Here is a 16,954-nt window from a genome sequence, read left to right on the forward strand (position 1 = left end):
CGCTTCACCCTTCGGCTTGCCGGTAAATGATGGTGGTGCTGCCCACGACGATCCGCGAGCCGTCGCGGAGCGTAGCGCGGGTGGTGTGCTGCCCGTCTACCACGATGCCGTTGGTAGACCCGAGATCCTGGATCGTCGAGGGCGTTCCGGTCCGGATCTCACAGTGCCGGCGCGATACGCCGGGGTCGTCGATCCGCACATCGGCGTCGGTGCTGCGTCCCAGCACCAGCGTCGGGCGGGAGATCTGATGGCGATTTCCATTGATCTCGATCCAGCGCCGCACCTGGGCGCCCGGCAGGGCGCCGGGTCCCGGTCCCTGAGGACGCTGCGGCGCCTGCCCGCCGGGACGGCCGCCGGGAGGCGGCGCGGCCGGCATGGGAGGGGCGGCGGAGGGCTGCGGGTATCCGTAGCCACCGCCGGGCGCGCGGTTTCCGGGGGCGGGGCCCGCCGGGGCCGGGGCCGCGGGGGCACCGGCCTGGGAGCTGCTGGAGGCGAGGGTGCGGCTGCGCACGCGGTACAGGCCGGTGTCGAGATCGTCGGCCTTCTCCAGGTGGACCTTGATGGGGCCCATGAAGGTGTAGCGCTGCTGCTTCGCGTAGTCGCGCACCATCCCGGCGAGTTCGTCGCCGAGCTGTCCCGAGTAGGGGCTCAGGCGCTCGAAGTCGGGCGCGCTGAGCTCCACGATGAAGTCGTTGGGGACCACGGTCCGTTCGCGGTTCCAGATCGTCGCGTTGTTGTCGCACTCGCGCTGCAGGGCGCCGGCGATCTCGACGGGCTGGACCTCGGACTTGAAGACCTTGGCGAAGGTGCCGTTGACCAGACCTTCGAGTCGTTGCTCGAACTTCTTCAGGACTCCCATGGGGCACCTCCTCCGTCGTTGTCGTCCTGGTACTGCTTACTGATCGTATCCACGCGCCGGGAAATCGGCTGGTTCCCCCTGTCCGCCCAGTCGACGAGTGTCGCCTCTCACAAGGCATGCCCGCAGCATGCCCGTTCAGAAGGCTCCTGGACCCTTCCCGGCCCCTGATGGGACCCCTAGTCGGTGCCCCGGTTTTTCAGGGTCTTCCCAGGGATCGTAGAGGGGGCCTGAAGCCAGTGTCCCGCACCCGGCTGTGGACCTCTCGGCCATCGGCGCCGAGGGAGGCGGCCCGGGGGCGGATGCCCTGCGGAAAGCGATGTGAATCCACCCCCGGCAGCGTGCTAATCTTCTGGATGTCGACAGGCGCTCGCCCCACGGGGAGGGAGTCCGGAGACACACCCAATGCGCGGGTGGCGGAATAGGCAGACGCGCTGGATTCAGGTTCCAGTGCCCGCAAGGGCGTGGGGGTTCAACTCCCCCCTCGCGCACAGCGAAACGGTCCTCATCGTGATCACGATGGGGACCGTTTTTTGTGCGTTCTCGGGTGTGAGGAGTCTCTCAGGTACGGACCATGCCGTGTGGTGATCCACAGAAGGTCCGAGGGCGTCCTGTCCTTCGTATGAAGGAGGCGCCGGGTCGGCTCCGTTGTCGGTGGCGGCGAGTACCTTCATTGTCACGCGGAGTCGCACGGCGGGTGCGCGCGGAGGGGAGAGCGGGGGCGGTTGGCCATGGTCGACGGCGGTGCGGTGGTTCCGGGGCAGCGGGCCGGTGCGGCGGGGGCGCGGCTGCCGCGGGTGCGGGGGCTCGCGGACGTCCCGGCGGCCGGGGCGGTCTCGCCCAAGGCGGAGGGCAAGGCGCTGCGGGAGCGCGTCGCGCGGTCCGCGCACGCGGAGTTCGCGGAGGACGCCGCGCGGCCGGACGCGGTGGCGGCCCTGGAGGAGTCGAGCCGCGGCCGCATCGACGACCTCGTGCCGATACGGAACGGGCGGATGGCGGCGACCCCGTTCGCCTTCCTGCGCGGCTCCGCCGGACTCATGGCGTACGACCTGGCGCGCACGCCCGTGACGGGGATCGGCGCCCAGATATGCGGCGACGCGCACGCGGGCAATTTCGGGCTGTACGGGGATGCGCGGGGCGGCCTCGTCATCGACCTCAACGACTTCGACGAGACGGTGCACGGCCCCTGGGAGTGGGACGTGAAGCGGCTCACCGCCTCGCTGGTGCTCGCGGGGCGCGAGGCGGGGGCGGGTGAGGACGTCTGCCGGGAGGCGGCGTACGACGCGGTGGGCGCCTACCGCCGGACCATGCGCGTCCTGGCGAAGCTGCCCGCCCTGGACGCGTGGAACGCCATCGCGGACGAGGAGCTCGTCTCGCACACGGACGCCAGGGACCTCCTCGGCACGCTGGAGCGGGTCTCGGAGAAGGCCCGGCGGAACACGGGCGCGCGGTTCGCGGCCAAGTCGACGCGGGTCCTGGAGGACGGCACGCGGCGGTTCGTGGACGCGCCGCCGGTGCTGCGGCGGGTGCCGGACGCGGAGGCGGCCGCGGTGGGCGGGGCCCTCGAGGAGTATCTGGGCACGGTGCCGGAGGACCGGCTGCCGCTGCTCGCGCGGTACGCGCTGCACGATGTGGCGTTCCGCGTCGTGGGCACCGGGAGCGTGGGGACCAGGTCGTATGTGGCGCTGCTCCTGGACCACCGGGGCGAGGCGCTCGTGCTGCAGGTGAAGGAGGCGCGGCCCTCGGCGCTGCTGCCGCAGCTGCCGGTGGCCGGGTTCAAGAGCCCTTCGGTGGTGCACGAGGGGCGCCGGGTGGTGCGCGGGCAGAAGCAGATGCAGGTGGTCAGCGATGTGTTGCTCGGCTGGACGACGATCGGGCAACGGCCTTTCCAGGTACGGCAGTTCCGCAACCGCAAGGGCAGTGTCGACCCGGCGGCGCTCGCCGCGGATCAGCTCGACGACTACGGCCGCATGACCGGCGCCCTGCTGGCCCGCGCGCACGCGCACAGCGCCGACCCGCGCCTCATCGCGGCGTACTGCGGCAAGAACGACGAGCTGGACGAGGCCGTGGCCCGCTTCTCCGTGACCTACGCGGACCGCACGGAGGCCGACCATGCGCGGCTGGTGCGGGCGGTCCGGGAGGGGTGGGTGGCCGCGGAGTTGGGGGTGTGATGGGGCATGGGGGTGCGGGGGAGCGCGTGTCTGGTGGCTGGGGTGCTCCGGTTGTGGGCCGGCGCGCCTGCTGACTTGGTGCGCGGTCGTCCTCGGGCGGGTGCTCGGTCGTTCTCGGGCGGGTGCTCGGCTCGGCTGAGAGGTGGGCGCTGTGGCCGTGGGGAGGGGGCCCTGGGCGGTGGCCTAGGCTGGACGGGTGACGACCCCGCAAGCCGAGCCGACGCCGCCCGAGACGCCCGCTGAGCCCCTCGAGACGGGCTCGGGGGAGCCTGCTGCGACGAGCTCGGGGGAGCCTGCTTCGAGGGCGGAGCGCGAGCCGGGTGACGCCGCCTCCGCAGGGCCGCAGCGGGGCGCCGGTGACGCTGGTGATGCCGCCTCCGCGGGACCGCAGCAGGACGCCGGGGAGCGGCCCGAGGAGCGGCTTGCGCGGGCTGTGCGGACCGCCGAGCAGGCGTTGATCGAGTACGAGATCGCGCTCGAGACCTTCCGGATCGAGGTGGAGAACTTCTCCCGCCTGCACCACCAGCGGCTCGGCCCGATGTACGCGCGCCTGGACGAGCTGGAGGCGCAGATCGCCGAGGCCACGGCGGCGCGCACCGGCGACCCCGAAGACCGGCGCAAGGCGGAGGAGGCGCGGGCGCGGGTGCTGCCGATGCCCGGCGTCGAGGAGCTGTTCCACGGCTGGATGGACGCGGACGGGCTCTCGCCGGAGGCCGGCGCCATGCTGACCGGGCAGTCGGTGCGGCCGCCGCAGCGGGTGCGGCCCAGCGACGAGGCCCGCAAGCTCTACCGCGAGCTGGCCCGCAAGGCCCACCCGGACCTCGCACAGGACGAGCAGGAGCGGGAGCGCCGCGACGAGTTCATCGCGCGGGTCAACGCCGCGTACGGGCTCGGGGACGAGGCCGCGCTGCGGGAGCTCGCCGAGGAGTGGGCGGCCGGGCCCGTGCCGGAGGAGCAGCGGCCGACCCCCAGCGAGGAGCTGTACGCCCGTCTCGAATGGCTCTCCCAGCGCAAGGAGCTGCTCACGGCGGTGGCCCAGGAGCTGGAGGAGAGCGCGATCGGGGCGATGCTGAAGCTGGCCCCGGACGACCCCGACCGGCTGCTCGAGGAGATCGCCGAGCAGTTGCTCGCGCAGGTCGCCGAGCGGGAGGCCGAGCTGGAGCGGCTGACGGCGCCGGACGCCCGCTGAAGCGTCCCCTCCGAAGCCGGATGCCCGCTGGAGCGTCCTTCCGAAGCCGGATGCCCGCTGGAGCGTGCTTCTGAAACGTCTGCCGTGGATCGTCCCCCGTGAATCGTCCCGGGGCGGTCCGGTAGCGTCGGGGCATGAGTTTTGGACAGGTGCCCACGGTCACGGTCGGCGATCTCTCGGACGGCGACTTTCTGCTGGACGTTCGCGAGGACGAGGAGTGGCAGGCGGGCCACGCCGAGGGTGCGCTGCACATTCCGATGAGTGAATTCGTCGCGCGGTACGGGGAGTTGACCGAGGCGGCGCCGCAGGACGGCCGAGTCAATGTGATCTGCCGGTCCGGCGGGCGGTCCGCCCAGGTCACGATGTACCTCGCGCAGCAGGGCATCGACGCGGCGAATGTCGCGGGCGGCATGGAGGCATGGGCGGGCGCCGGCCGGCCCGTCGTCGACGACAAGGGCCAGCCGGGCTTCGTGGCCTGATGCGCCCGATCTCCTTGATTCCCGGAGCCCGCTAGCCGAGGGGGTGGGCGGCCAGGAGGTCGCCCAGGGACTCCTCGTGCGCGGCCGCCGGGCCGAGGGCGAGCTCGAGCTGCTTGGCCCAGGCGTGGTAGCGGTGCAGGGGGTAGTCGGTGTCGGCGCCGAAGCCGCCGTGCAGATGCTGGGCGGTCTGCACGACGCGGCGCACGCCGTCCGACGCCCAGATCTTGGCGACGGCCACGTCCCCCGCGGCGGGCAGCGCGCCGCTCGCCCCGGTACTGATCCGCCAGGCGGCCTGCCAGAGGGTGACCTCCATGGCGCGCAGGTCGATGTAGCGGTCGGCGGCCTGCACCGCCACCGCCTGGAAGGTGGCGACGGGGAAGCCGAACTGCTCGCGCTTGCTGGTGTATTCACTCGTCATCCGGAGCACGCCCTCGCCCAGGCCGAGCGCGAGGGCGCAGGTCCCGGTCGTGAGCAGATGGCGCAGCCACTCCCAGGCGCCGGCCGTCCCGATCACCTGCGAACCGTCGATCCGTACGCCGTCGAGGTGCAGCTCACCGAGGTGCTCGCCGCTGGTGGAGACCTGCTCGGCGAGGGTGAGCCCCTCGTGGGCGCGGGGTACGAAGGCGAGGACGGCGTCGCCCCCGGAGGTGTGGGCGGGGACCGCGACGAGGTCCGCGTTCCGCGCCCAGGAGATGCCCGTCTGCACGCCGTCCAGGAGCCAGCTGTCGCCGTCCTCGCGGGCGGTGACGGCGAGTTCGGCGGGGTCGTGTCCGGTGCGGCCGTTGGCGGCGACCGTCAGGACGAGCTCGCCCCGCGCGGCCTTGGGCAGGACCGACTGCTTCAACTCGTCCCCGCCGTACGTCTGGATCGCGTACGCCGCCGCGCTGCTCTCCAGGAGCGGGACACGGGCGAGCACCTTCGCGGACTCGCGCAGCACCAGGCAGAGCGCGATCGCGTCGAGCCCCGCGCCGCCGTGCTCCGGGTCGAGGAGCAGGCTGAGCAGATCGGCGTCGGCGAGCCTGGCCCACAGGGCGCGGTCGAAGTCGTCCGCGACGGCGCCGGAGGTGAGGGAGGGGCTGGGCACCCCGTCCGGGGCGACGTCGGCGAAGAGCGCCTTCGCCGCCTCGACGGCCGCCTGCTGTTCCTCGGTGAAGGTGAAGTCCACTGCCTGTCCCTCCGCGCACCGGTCGGTCATTTCTGACGGGCCGTCAAGATAGAACAGGTTCTACGGGAAGGGAATGGACGGTCCAGGATGCGAAGGGAATGGACGGTCCAGGATCAGCGGTCGAAGTCCAACTCGACCGTGGCCGTGGCCGGACGGGACTGGCACGCCAGCACATAGCCCGCCTCGGTCTCCTCGGGCTCCAGCGCGAAGTTGCGGTCCATCCGCACCTCGCCCGAGACCTTGAAGGCACGACAGGTGCCGCAGACCCCGCCCTTGCAGGCGTACGGGGCGTCCGCTCGGTTGCGCAGCACCGTCTCGAGCAGGGATTCGCCGTCCTGTACGGGCCAGGTGCCGGAGCGGCCGTCCAGTGTCGCCGTGACCGTGCTGTGCTCGGGGGCGGGGGCCGTGGAGACGCTCACCGAAGGGGCGTCGTCGACGTGGAAGATCTCCTGGTGGATGCGGTGGCGGTCGACTCCCAGGTCGCGCAGCGTGCCTTCGGCGCCCTGGACGAGGCCGTACGGGCCGCACAGGAACCAGCCCGATATCTCGGGGACGGGGACCAGCGCGGGCAACAGCGCCGCGAGCCGCTCCGCGTCCAGGCGCCCGGAGCCGAGCCCCGCCTGCTGTTCCTCGCGGGAGAGCACCGTCACCAGCTGGAAGCGGTCCGGCCAGCGGTCCTTGAGGTCGGCGACCTCTTCCAGGAACATCGTCGACGCGGCGGTGCGGTCGCTGCGGATGAGGCAGAAGGTGGCCTCGGGCTCGCGCTCGAGCAGCGTGGTGACGATGGAGAGCACCGGGGTGATCCCGCTGCCGCCGACCACCGCTGCATAGCGGCCGGGCGCGGGCTCCAGGGTGAACCGCCCCGCCGGGGTCATCACCTCCAGCTCGTCGCCGACGGCCACCTCCTTGAACGCGTACGTCGAGAAGGCGCCGCCCTCGACGAGCCGCACCCCGACCCGCAACTGCTCGGGTCCGCCCGGCTGTTCGGGGCCGGGCGCGGGGGAGCAGATCGAGTAGGTGCGCCGGATCTCCGCACCGTCACCGTCCGCGAAGCGGCGCACGGCGAGGTGCTGGCCGGGTGTGTAGCGGTAGTCGGCGCGGAGCGCGGGCGGGACGTCGAAGGTCAGCGTCACGGAGTCGTCGGTGAGCCGGTCGACCGCCGCCACGCGGAGCGGGTGGAAGCGGGCCATCACAACTCCTTGAAGTGGTCGAAGGGTTCACGGCAGCTGACGCAGCGGCGCAGGGCCTTGCACGCGGTCGACGAGAAGCGGCTCAGCAGCTCCGTGTCGGTGGAGCCGCAGTGCGGGCAGCGGACCGAGAGGGTGAGCGGGACCGGGCCCTCGGCGGTGTGCGGGCGTGGTGGTGCGATGCCGAACTCGGCCAGTTTGCGGCGGCCTTCGGGGCTGATGTCGTCCGTCGACCAGGCGGGGGCGAGCACCGTGCGGACCTGGACGTCCGCCATGCCGTGCTCGTGCAGGACTCGCTCTATGTCGGCGCTCATGGCCTCGATCGCGGGGCAGCCGGTGTAGGTGGGCGTGAGCTCGACGTCGACCCGGCCCGAGTCGCTCACCCGGACGTCGCGGACCACGCCGAGCTCCGCGAGCGTCAGCACCGGCAGCTCGGGGTCGGGCACCGAGCCGGCGAGGGCGAGCAGCCGCTCTTCGAGGGGGGTGGGTGCGGTCGTCACCATGACGCCCCCGGGTGGCTGCGGTGCAGGTGCTGCATCTCGGCAAGCATGCGGCCGAAGGACTCGGTGTGCAGGCCCTGGCGCCCGGCGCCCGCCGCCCACGCACCGTCCTGCGGGCCGGAGGGGACGGTGAGGGTGGCGGCGTCGATGACCGATGTCACCGAGGCGGTCCACTTCTCCCTCAGCTCCTGGCCGTCGATGTCCAGGCCGGGCACGGGCTTGAACAGCTCGCCGGTGAACCGCCACAGCGCGTCCAGGCCGCGCTGCATCCGCTCGTGGCTCTCGGGCGTGCCGTCACCGAGGCGCAGCGTCCACTGCTCGGCGTGGTCCTGGTGGTAGCTGACCTCTTTGACGGCCTTCGCGGCCAGCGGGGCGAACTCGCTGTCGCCGCTCGCCAGTTGGCCGTAGAGCAGTGTCTGGTACGTGGAGAAGTAGAGCTGGCGGGCGATGGTGTGCGCGAAGTCGCCGTTCGGCTGCTCGACCAGTTGGAGGTTGCGGAAGGCGCGCTCCTCGCGCAGGTAGGCCAGTTCGTCCTCGTCGCCGACGAGGGAGAGCAGGACCCTGGCCTGGCCGAGCAGGTCGAGGGCGATGTTCGCCAGGGCGACCTCCTCTTCGAGGACCGGGGCGTGGCCCGCCCACTCCCCCAGGCGGTGGGAGAGCACCAGGGCGTCGTCGCCGAGGGGGAGGGCCGGGGACTCGGTGCGGGCGGTGGCGGCCATGGGTGCTTCCGTCACAGGCGCTTCGCTCACAGGTGCTTCACTCCCTCCGGGATGTCGTAGAACGTCGGGTGGCGGTAGGGCTTGTCGCCCGCCGGCTCGAAGAACGCGTCCTTCTCGTCCGGTGAGGAGGCGGTGATCTCCGTGGACGGGACGACCCAGATCGAGACGCCCTCGCTTCTGCGGGTGTACAGATCGCGGGCGTTGCGCAGGGCCATCTCCGCGTCCGGTGCGTGCAGGCTGCCCGCGTGGGTGTGGGAGAGCCCGCGCCGGGAGCGGACGAACACCTCCCACAGCGGCCAGTCGGTCGAGCTGCTCATGCCGTCGCCTCCCCGGGGGTCTTGGTGGTGCGCTGTGTCTCGCCCTGCTTCGCGGCGTACGCGGCCGCCGCGTCGCGGACCCAGGCGCCCTCCTCGTGGGCGCGCCTGCGCTGGGTGATCCGCTGTTCGTTGCACGGGCCGTTGCCCTTCAGGACCGACCAGAACTCCGACCAGTCGATGGGGCCGAAGTCGTGGTGGCCCCGCGACTCGTTCCACCTCAACTCCGGGTCGGGGAGCGTCAGTCCGAGGGTCTCGGCCTGGGGGACGCAGATGTCGACGAAGCGCTGGCGCAGCTCATCATTCGAATGGCGCTTGATCTTCCATTCCATCGACTGGGCGGAGTGCGAGGACTCGTCGTCGGGCGGGCCGAACATCATCAGGGACGGCCACCACCAGCGGTTCACCGCGTCCTGTGCCATCTCGTGCTGGGCCGGGGTGCCGCGGCTGAGGCTGAACAGCAGCTCGTAACCCTGGCGCTGGTGGAAGGACTCCTCCTTGCAGATGCGGACCATCGCGCGCGCATAGGGCCCGTACGAACAGCGGCACAGGGGGACTTGGTTGGTGATCGCGGCGCCGTCCACCAGCCAGCCGATCGCGCCGACGTCGGCCCAGGTCAGCGTCGGGTAGTTGAAGATCGAGGAGTACTTCTGGCGGCTCGAGTGGAGCTTGTCCAGGAGCTCGTCCCGGCCGGTGCCGAGGGTTTCGGCGGCGCTGTAGAGGTAGAGGCCGTGGCCCGCCTCGTCCTGGACCTTGGCCATCAGGATCGCCTTGCGGCGCAGGGACGGGGCGCGCGTGATCCAGTTCGCCTCCGGCTGCATGCCGATGATCTCGGAGTGGGCGTGCTGGGCGATCTGGCGGACCAGCGTCGCGCGGTAGGCGTCGGGCATCCAGTCGCGTGGCTCGATGCGCTCGTCGGCCGCCACGGCTGTGTCGAACGCCGATTCCAGCGCCGCGGTGTCCGCGGTGCCTGTCGCGTCCGCCGTGTCCGCGGTGTTCTTCGCGTGCGCGGCTGGTGTCGCCATCTCGGTCCCCCTCGACCTTTTGACCATTCGCCTCGGGCATGCGCTGCGGCCAGTCTACCGACCGATCGTTCGGTCCGCTGGAATTCAATGGTGCGGGCCGCCGCCATAAGGTGTCAACCCTGTGGATAACCTCACGGACGCTGTGCCTGACGGGCCTGTCTGAGTACCGTGCCCGTGCGCAGCGGCCCGGCAGAGTGGCCGCTGGGGTACTCGGCGCGCAGCGGCCGGGGTCGGTGCGGCGACGGGAATCGGGGCGGAATGGACGCGTACGACGACGGGGCGCACCCCCGGCCCGGTGAGGCGGCGGCCGATCCCTCGGCTGATCCCTCGGCCGATGCCGTGGTCGGCTCCTCGCCCCCGCCCGCCGTGCCACCTGCCTCTCCTGCTTCTCTTGCCTCTCCTGTCTCTCCCCCTCCTCCCCCGGCCCCGCCCCGCACCGGCATCGCCGCCCTCCCGATCGGCTACCAGCTCGTGGCGGCCCTGGCGCTCGCGGTCATCGCCGTCACGGCCTGCGTCCACGTCGGGATGGTCTTCCTGCACGTCGCGCCCTCGAACACGGTGAGCAAGAAGCACGGCGAGGCCGTCGACTGGTGGATCTACCCCGAGTTCGAGCAGAACTGGAAGCTGTTCGCGCCCAACCCGCTGCAGCAGAACGTCGCGGTGCAGGCCCGGGCGGAGTTCCGTACGGCCGACGGGGGCACCGGGACCACCGAGTGGTACGACCTGTCCGCGCAGGACGGCGCGGACATCGACGGAAACCCGCTGCCCAGCCACATCCAGCAGAACGAGCTGCGCCGCGCCTGGGACTTCTACGTCGGCTCGCACGACGCGGAGAATCGTCCCAGCGGCCTGCGCGGGCAGCTCTCCGAGCGCTATGTCCGGCGCATCGTGCTGATGCGGATCGACCGCGAGCGGCCGGGCGGTCCCGACGCCCGCATCGAGCGCGTCCAGATCCGCTCCCGCACGACCAATGTGCGGCCGCCCCGGTGGAGTGACGAGAAGACCAGCACCAAGCCGGTGCTCCGGCTGCTGCCGTGGTGGACGGTGACGCCCGAGGACATGCCCCTGCCCGACGAGGCCCGCACCAGGACGGCAGCGCAGGAGCGGCAGACACGGGGGGACGAACAGACACGGGGGAACGAACAGAATCGGGGGGACGAGCGGTGAACCGATTCGCAGAGCGACTCGCGCGCGGGATCAACCACGTCACCGCGTCCGGTCTCGGCCCGTACCAGACGGCCGTGATCCGCATCGGGTTCTCCGCCACCTGGCTGCTGTTCCTGCTGCGTGAACTCCCCAACCGACGCGAGCTGTACGGGCCCGACGGGCCGTGGAACTGGGACATGGCCCAGCAGCTGATCGCGAGCAACCACGCGTTCACGGCGCTGATGTGGTCGGACGGGCGGCTCTGGTTCGAGGTCGTCTACGCACTGGCGATGGTGAGCAGCGCCCTGCTGCTGCTCGGCTGGCACACGCGCGCGATGTCCGTGCTCTTCATGATCGGCGTGCTCTCGCTGCAGAACCGCAGCATCTTCATGGGGGACGGCGGCGACAACGTCATCCATCTCATGGCGATCTACCTGGTGTTCACGCGCTGCGGCCAGGTCTGGTCCCTGGACGCGCGACGGGCGGCACGCGCGCGTGCCGACAGGCGCGAACAAGGGGACGACCCGGTGGGGATCGTCCTGTGGTGGGTGCTCGGACTCGCCCTCTCCGTGGTGACGTTCATGGGCGAGCTCTCCGGCGGCTGGCTGCTGCTGTTCTGGGGGCTGTGGGTGGCGCACGGCCTGTGGTGGGCCGTCGGGCGGCGGGAGTCGCTGGGCAAGGCGCGGCTGCTCCTCGACGTCATCGCCTCGCTCGCGCACAACGCGGCCCTGCTCGTGATCATGGTCGAGGCGTGTCTGATCTACGCCACGGCGGGCTGGTACAAGATCCAGGGCAGTCGCTGGCAGGACGGCACGGCCGTCTACTACCCGCTGCACCTCGACTACTTCTCGCCCTGGCCCGCGCTCTCCGACCTGCTCGCCGACCACGGTGTGATGGTGATGCTGGTGACCTACGGGACGGTCGCGGTGCAGGTCGCCTTCCCCTTCACGCTCATCAACCGCCGGGTGAAGAACGTGCTGTTGGCGGCCATGATGTGCGAGCACGCCGTGATCGCGGTCGTCCTCGGCCTGCCCTTCTTCTCGCTCGCGATGATCGCCGCCGACGCGGTGTTCCTGCCGACGTCGTTCCTGCGGCGTGTGGGCGGCTGGGCCGCCCACACGCGGGGGCGGGTGCTCGCGCGCGGCGGAGCGGGGCTTCCGGGGCAGCGTCGTACGGAGGGATACGCGGAGCAGACGGACGAGGGGCGGGTCCAGGAGGGCGCCGAGGAGACGCGCGTAGGCTTCACGCCGTGACGGCTGGAAACGGACATGTGGGATCTGGAAGTGGGACAGGTGGCGAGGGCGTGGACGGGGCGCTGCGCGCCTGGCGCGGGCTCGCCGAGACCTCCGTGCTGCTTGACGGCTTTCACGCGATCAAGCACGCGCTGCGCTTCGGCGCCCGGATCCCGGTGGTGCTGAGCAGCGACCGCACCGCCGTCCTGGCACTCGCCGACGAGCTCGCCCCCGATGTCCGCGCCGGCCTCGCGGAGTTGGTCACGGAGGTCCCCGACGACGCGCTGCGCTCCCTGGTGCCGCGGCTGCATCCCACGGCGGTGGCCGCCCTCGCCGAGCGTCCTTCGCGCGCGGAGAACCTCGCGGCGCTCGCCCGCACCCCGCGCGCCACCCCGGTCGTCGTGCTCGACGATCCCCGCAATCTGGGCAACGCGGGGGCGGTGATCCGGCTCGCGGCGGGCTTCGGCGCCACCGGGGTGATCACCACCGGGACCCTCGACCCCTGGCACCCCACCGTCGTACGCGGCGGTGCCGGGCTGCACTTCGCGACGGCCGTGGAGCGGATGGCGGTCGGGGAACTGCCGAGCGGTCCGCTGTTCGCCCTGGACGCGGAGGGCGAGGACATCCGCGGCCTCAAGCTGCCCGACGACGCCGTCCTGGCCTTCGGCTCCGAGCGCAGCGGCCTGTCCGCCGCGCTGCGGGCCCGCGCGGATCATCTGGTCTCCCTGCCGATGCGGCCCCAGGTGTCGAGCTACAACCTGGCGACGAGCGTCGGCATGGCCCTCTTCCACTGGTCGGCGTCGGCGGGCAGGCCCCCGGTCCCGGGAGCCTGAACCGCCGCGCGCGGGACGCCTGGGGACGGGCCCTAGCGGCGCACCTCGACCACCCGGAAGCGGTTGGCCACGAACGCGCCGTCGCACAGCGCGGAGTTGGCCGCCGGGTTGCCGCCCGAGCCGTGGAAGTCCGAGAAGGCCGCCGTCTGGTTCACATAGACGCCCCCCGTCAGGTTCAGGGACAGCTGGGCGCACTCCTCCAGGCAGACCTCCTGGACGGCGTCCGCCACCTCGTCCGACGTCGTGTACGTCCCGACCGTCATCGCGCCCTTGTCGCGGACCGTGCGGCGCAGCAGCTCCACCGCGTCGGCCGCCGAGTCGACCGCGACCGCGAAGGAGACCGGGCCGAAGCACTCGCTGAGGTAGGCGGCCTCGGCGTCCGGCTTCGCGCCGTCCAGCTTGACGATCACCGGGGTGCGGACCACGGCGTCCGGGAACTCCGGGTTGGTGATCTCCCGTGAGGCCAGGGCGACTTCACCGATACTGGGGGCCGCTTCGAGGCGGGCCTTCACATCGGGGTTGACCAGGGCGCCGAGGATCCCGTTCGCCCGGGCGTCGTCGCCGAGGAGGCCGCCGACCGCGCTCGCCAGGTCGCTCACCACCTCGTCGTACGACTTCGCTCCCGCGTCCGTGTCGATGCCCTCGCGGGGGATGAGGAGGTTCTGCGGGGTGGTGCACATCTGACCGCTGTACAGGGACAGGGAGAACGCGAGGTTCGACAGCATGCCCTTGTAGTTGTCGGTCGACTCGACGACGACCGTGTTGACGCCCGCCTTCTCCGTGTAGACCTGCGCCTGGCGGGCGTTGGCCTCCAGCCAGTCGCCGAAGGCCGTCGAGCCCGTGTAGTCGATGATCTTGACCTCGGGGCGGACGGCGAGGGTCTTGGCGATGCCTTCGCCCGGCCGCTCGGCGGCCAGCGCGACCAGGTTCGGGTCGAAGCCCGCGTCGGCGAGGACCTCGCGGGCGATCTTGACGGTCAGGGCGAGGGGCAGCACCGCGCGCGGGTGGGGCTTGACCAGGACGGGGTTGCCGGTGGCCAGGGAGGCGAAGAGTCCCGGATAACCATTCCACGTAGGGAAGGTGTTGCAGCCGATGAGGAGTGCGATGCCGCGGGCGACCGGGGTGAACCGCTTGTCCATGACGAGGGGGTCGCGCTTGCCCTGGGGCTTGTTCCACTCCGCGGCGTCCGGCGTGCGGGACTGCTCCACATAGGCATACGCCACCGCTTCCAGGCCGCGGTCCTGGGCGTGCGGGCCGCCCGCCTGGAACGCCATCATGAACGCCTGGCCGCTGGTGTGCATGACCGCGTGCGCCAACTCGTGGGTGCGGGCGCTGATGCGGGCCAGGATCTCCAGGCACACCATCGCGCGCAGCTCCGCGCCCGCCTCGCGCCAGGCGCGCATTCCGGCGCGCATCGCGGGGAGCAGGGTGTCGATGTCGGGGTGCGGGTACGTGATCCCCAACTCCGGGCCGTACGGCGACACTTCGGCGCCCGCCCAGTCGTCCGTGCCGGGCTGGTCCAGGTCGAAGCGGCTGCCCAGGAGGGCGTCGAAGGCGGCCTTGCCCTCGGGGAGGCTCAGGCTCCCGCTCTCCCCGTACGCCTTGGGGTGCTCGGGGTGGGGGGACCAGTACGCGCGGGTGCGGATCGTCTCCAGTGCCTGGTCGAGGACGGGCCGGTGCTGGGCGATCAGCTGGTGCGCGGTGAGTTCGGCGGCCATGACGAACCAACTCCTCGTCGGGTCAGCTCTTCGTCGAGCTGGTGAGCCGGGTGGCTGCGGGTGGTGGGCAGGAGCAAGCAGACAGAGCTAGAGTAACCGAACGATCGGTCGGGACAAGAGGGTCTGCCGAACCTGTGGAAAACCGGCTGAGGTTCGCCGTCGGCCCCTTGCCATCAGGGCACCCCGAAGCTCTGGCCATGGAATCCGTACGGGAGGATTGAATGCAAGGTGTGGCGCGAAGCGTCTCGAACAGGGTGGCGGTGGGCGACGGGTGGGCATGACAGCACTCGATCTCAGCAGCCCTGTCGCCGTGGTCGGCACCGGCACCATGGGCCAGGGCATCGCCCAGGTCGCCCTGGTCGCGGGCCACCCGGTGCGGCTGTACGACGCCGTCCGGGGCCGCGCCCGGGAGGCGGTCGTGGCGATCACGGGACGCCTGGACCGACTCGTCGAGAAGGGCCGTCTCACGGCCGGGGACCGGGACGCCGCGATCGCGCGGATCACGCCCGCCGAGAGCCTCGCGGACCTCGCCGGCTGTGGGCTCGTCGTCGAGGCCGTCCTGGAGCAACTGGACGTGAAACAGCGGCTGTTCCAGGACCTCGAAGAGGTGGTCGCCGAGGACTGTCTGCTCGCCACCAACACTTCGTCGCTGTCGGTCACCGCCGTCGCGGGCCCGCTCGCGCACCCCGGGCGCTTCGTCGGCCTGCACTTCTTCAACCCCGCGCCCCTGTTGCCCCTCGTCGAGGTCGTCAGCGGCTTCGCGACGGACGGGAAGGCGGCCACGCGCGCGTACGAGACGGCACGGGCCTGGGGCAAGACGCCGGTGCGCAGCGCCGACACCCCAGGGTTCATCGTCAACCGCATCGCCCGGCCCTTCTACGCCGAGGCGCTGCGACTGTACGAGGAGCGGGCCGCCGACCCGGCCACGATCGACGCCGTCCTGCGGGAGAGCGGCGGCTTCAAGATGGGCCCCTTCGAGCTCACGGACCTCATCGGCCAGGACATCAACGAGGCTGTCACGCGCTCCGTCTGGGACTCCTTCTTCCAGGACCCCAAGTTCACCCCGTCCCTCGCCCAGCGCCGCCTCGTCGAGTCGCGCCGCCTCGGCCGCAAGTCGGGGCAGGGCTGGTACGCGTACGGGGACGGCGTCCCGCGCGCGGAGCCGCACACGGCGGCGCCCGCACCCGCCCCGGAGTCGGTCGCCGTGTGCGGGGAACTGCACCAGGCGAGCGCCCTGGTCGAGCTGATCGCCGGCAGCGGGATCGAGGTCGCCCACGAGGAGCCCATCGACCCGGACTACCCCGGCTGGATCGAACTCCCCAGCGGGGTAAGGCTCTTCCTCGCCGACGGCTCGGCCGCCGACGACGCCTCGGCGCCGGTGATCCACTTCGATCTCGCCCTCGACTACAAGGCCGCGACCCGGATCGCCCTGGCGCCCGCCGTCACCGTGAGCGAGGAGCAGCTCGGCGAGGCCGTGGGGCTCTTCCAGGCGCTGGGCAAGCGCGTCAGCGTCGTCGCCGACGTCCCCGGGATGATCGTGGCCCGTACCGTGGCCATGCTCGTCGACTACGCCCAGGACGCCGTCGCGCGCGGTGTCGCCGGGCCGGAGGACGTAGATACCGCGATGCGCCTCGGCGTCAACTACCCGCGCGGGCCGCTCGCATGGGGCGCCGAGCTCGGCGCGGGGTGGGTCCTCGACACCCTGGAGTACCTGCACGAGGAGTACCCCACCGGCCGCTACGCGCCGTCGCAGGCGCTGCGCCGTCGTGCGGCCGCCGAGTCGGCCGCACGCGAGGAGGACGCATGACCACCGCCAGACGCGACACCTACACCCCCGAGACCCTCCTCTCGGTGGCGGTCCGGGTCTTCAACGAACGCGGCTACGACGGCACGTCCATGGAGCACCTCTCCAAGGCGGCCGGCATCTCCAAGTCGTCGATCTACCACCACGTGGCGGGCAAGGAGGAGCTGCTGCGCCGGGCCGTCAGCCGGGCGATCGACGGGCTCTTCGGGATCCTCGCCGAGGAGCACGCGCGCGTGGGCAGCGCGGTGGAGCGTCTGGAGTACGTCACCCGGCGCACCGTCGAGGTGCTTGTCGCCGAACTGCCGTATGTGACCCTCCTGCTGCGGGTGCGCGGCAACACCGACACCGAGCGGTGGGCGATGGAGCGGCGCAGGGAGTTCGACCACCAGGTGGCCGAACTGCTCAAGAAAGCCGTCGCCGACGGGGACCTGCGCTCCGACGTCGAGCTGCGGCTCGCCACCCGGCTGCTCTTCGGGATGATCAACTCCGTCGTGGAGTGGTACCGGCCGGACAGCCGTGGCGCGGCGGCCTCGTCCGAAGTGGCCGACGCCGTCGTGAAGTTGGCCTTCGCGGGGCTGCGCAAGGACGGCTGAGTCCGCGCATGGGCGACTGAGGC

Annotated in this window: 16 protein-coding genes and 1 tRNA gene; 9 read left to right on the forward strand and 8 right to left on the reverse strand. The window is 71.8% G+C overall.

Translation table 11 applies throughout. The annotated features are described in order from the left end of the window. Window positions 1-4: 4 nt before the first annotated feature. Window positions 5-859 carry an FhaA domain-containing protein gene (locus ACFWYM_RS03115; protein ID WP_384829276.1) on the reverse strand — a complete coding sequence of 285 codons (855 nt, stop codon included), beginning with the start codon at window positions 857-859 and terminating at the stop codon, window positions 5-7. A gap of 404 nt (window positions 860-1,263) precedes the next feature. Between ACFWYM_RS03115 and ACFWYM_RS03120 the strand changes: the two genes are divergently transcribed. From ACFWYM_RS03120 to ACFWYM_RS03135, 4 genes are all read left to right on the forward strand, one after another. Continuing rightward, window positions 1,264-1,347: transfer RNA gene (locus ACFWYM_RS03120), tRNA-Leu, on the forward strand. 240 nt (window positions 1,348-1,587) lie between these two features. Further along, a complete protein-coding gene (locus ACFWYM_RS03125; RefSeq protein ID WP_384829426.1) occupies window positions 1,588-3,027 on the forward strand; it encodes a DUF2252 domain-containing protein in 1,440 nt (479 codons plus the stop codon). Window positions 3,028-3,223: 196 nt separating this feature from the next. Then, on the forward strand, window positions 3,224-4,216 hold the full coding sequence (locus ACFWYM_RS03130) for a J domain-containing protein (protein WP_384829278.1): 993 nt from the start codon (window positions 3,224-3,226) through the stop codon (window positions 4,214-4,216). A gap of 149 nt (window positions 4,217-4,365) precedes the next feature. After that, window positions 4,366-4,695 carry a rhodanese-like domain-containing protein gene (locus ACFWYM_RS03135; RefSeq protein WP_384829428.1) on the forward strand — a complete coding sequence of 110 codons (330 nt, stop codon included), beginning with the start codon at window positions 4,366-4,368 and terminating at the stop codon, window positions 4,693-4,695. A 31-nt stretch (window positions 4,696-4,726) separates the two neighbouring features. On the opposite strand, the gene ACFWYM_RS03140 is transcribed toward ACFWYM_RS03135, so the two are convergent. The 6 genes from ACFWYM_RS03140 to paaA all read right to left on the reverse strand — a co-directional run bounded on the left by ACFWYM_RS03140 (window position 4,727) and on the right by paaA (window position 9,605). After that, window positions 4,727-5,860, reverse strand: a complete 1,134-nt coding sequence (locus ACFWYM_RS03140; protein WP_384829280.1) for an acyl-CoA dehydrogenase family protein — start codon at window positions 5,858-5,860, stop codon at window positions 4,727-4,729. A gap of 113 nt (window positions 5,861-5,973) precedes the next feature. Beyond that, window positions 5,974-7,050, reverse strand: coding sequence for a 2Fe-2S iron-sulfur cluster-binding protein (locus ACFWYM_RS03145; RefSeq protein WP_384829282.1), 1,077 nt, complete (start codon window positions 7,048-7,050; stop codon window positions 5,974-5,976). Beyond that, a complete protein-coding gene (gene paaD / locus ACFWYM_RS03150) occupies window positions 7,050-7,550 on the reverse strand; it encodes a 1,2-phenylacetyl-CoA epoxidase subunit PaaD (protein ID WP_384829284.1) in 501 nt (166 codons plus the stop codon). The genes ACFWYM_RS03145 and paaD overlap by 1 nt, the downstream gene beginning before the upstream one ends. After that, window positions 7,544-8,266 (reverse strand): 1,2-phenylacetyl-CoA epoxidase subunit PaaC, encoded by a 723-nt coding sequence (paaC, locus tag ACFWYM_RS03155; RefSeq protein ID WP_384829286.1) that lies wholly within the window; start codon window positions 8,264-8,266, stop codon window positions 7,544-7,546. The genes paaD and paaC overlap by 7 nt, the downstream gene beginning before the upstream one ends. A gap of 26 nt (window positions 8,267-8,292) precedes the next feature. Beyond that, window positions 8,293-8,583: a 1,2-phenylacetyl-CoA epoxidase subunit PaaB gene (gene paaB, locus ACFWYM_RS03160; RefSeq protein ID WP_384829287.1), complete on the reverse strand. Its 291-nt coding sequence runs from the start codon at window positions 8,581-8,583 to the stop codon at window positions 8,293-8,295. After that, window positions 8,580-9,605 carry a 1,2-phenylacetyl-CoA epoxidase subunit PaaA gene (paaA, locus tag ACFWYM_RS03165; RefSeq protein ID WP_384829288.1) on the reverse strand — a complete coding sequence of 342 codons (1,026 nt, stop codon included), beginning with the start codon at window positions 9,603-9,605 and terminating at the stop codon, window positions 8,580-8,582. The genes paaB and paaA overlap by 4 nt, the downstream gene beginning before the upstream one ends. 258 nt (window positions 9,606-9,863) lie before the next feature. On the opposite strand from paaA, the gene ACFWYM_RS03170 reads away from it, so the two are divergent. From ACFWYM_RS03170 to ACFWYM_RS03180, 3 genes are all read left to right on the forward strand, one after another. Then, the gene (locus tag ACFWYM_RS03170) at window positions 9,864-10,772 is read left to right on the forward strand and encodes a DUF5819 family protein (RefSeq protein WP_384829290.1); all 909 of its coding nucleotides are present in this window, start codon (window positions 9,864-9,866) and stop codon (window positions 10,770-10,772) included. Then, on the forward strand, window positions 10,769-12,004 hold the full coding sequence (locus tag ACFWYM_RS03175; RefSeq protein WP_384829292.1) for an HTTM domain-containing protein: 1,236 nt from the start codon (window positions 10,769-10,771) through the stop codon (window positions 12,002-12,004). The genes ACFWYM_RS03170 and ACFWYM_RS03175 overlap by 4 nt, the downstream gene beginning before the upstream one ends. Before the next feature lie 62 nt (window positions 12,005-12,066). Next, window positions 12,067-12,816, forward strand: a complete 750-nt coding sequence (locus ACFWYM_RS03180; protein WP_384829430.1) for a TrmH family RNA methyltransferase — start codon at window positions 12,067-12,069, stop codon at window positions 12,814-12,816. A gap of 32 nt (window positions 12,817-12,848) precedes the next feature. Here ACFWYM_RS03180 and paaN read toward each other — a convergent pair whose 3' ends face one another. Further along, on the reverse strand, window positions 12,849-14,534 hold the full coding sequence (gene paaN / locus ACFWYM_RS03185; protein ID WP_384829294.1) for a phenylacetic acid degradation protein PaaN: 1,686 nt from the start codon (window positions 14,532-14,534) through the stop codon (window positions 12,849-12,851). Between the two features lie 277 nt (window positions 14,535-14,811). Between paaN and ACFWYM_RS03190 the strand changes: the two genes are divergently transcribed. Further along, a complete protein-coding gene (locus tag ACFWYM_RS03190) occupies window positions 14,812-16,341 on the forward strand; it encodes a 3-hydroxyacyl-CoA dehydrogenase (RefSeq protein WP_384829296.1) in 1,530 nt (509 codons plus the stop codon). Continuing rightward, the gene (locus ACFWYM_RS03195; protein WP_384829298.1) at window positions 16,338-16,931 is read left to right on the forward strand and encodes a TetR/AcrR family transcriptional regulator; all 594 of its coding nucleotides are present in this window, start codon (window positions 16,338-16,340) and stop codon (window positions 16,929-16,931) included. Before ACFWYM_RS03190 ends, ACFWYM_RS03195 begins: the two co-directional genes overlap by 4 nt. Window positions 16,932-16,954 lie beyond the last annotated feature (23 nt).

Source organism: Streptomyces sp. NPDC059009, assembly GCF_042740175.1.
In the GTDB taxonomy this organism is placed as follows: Bacteria; Actinomycetota; Actinomycetes; order Streptomycetales; family Streptomycetaceae; genus Streptomyces.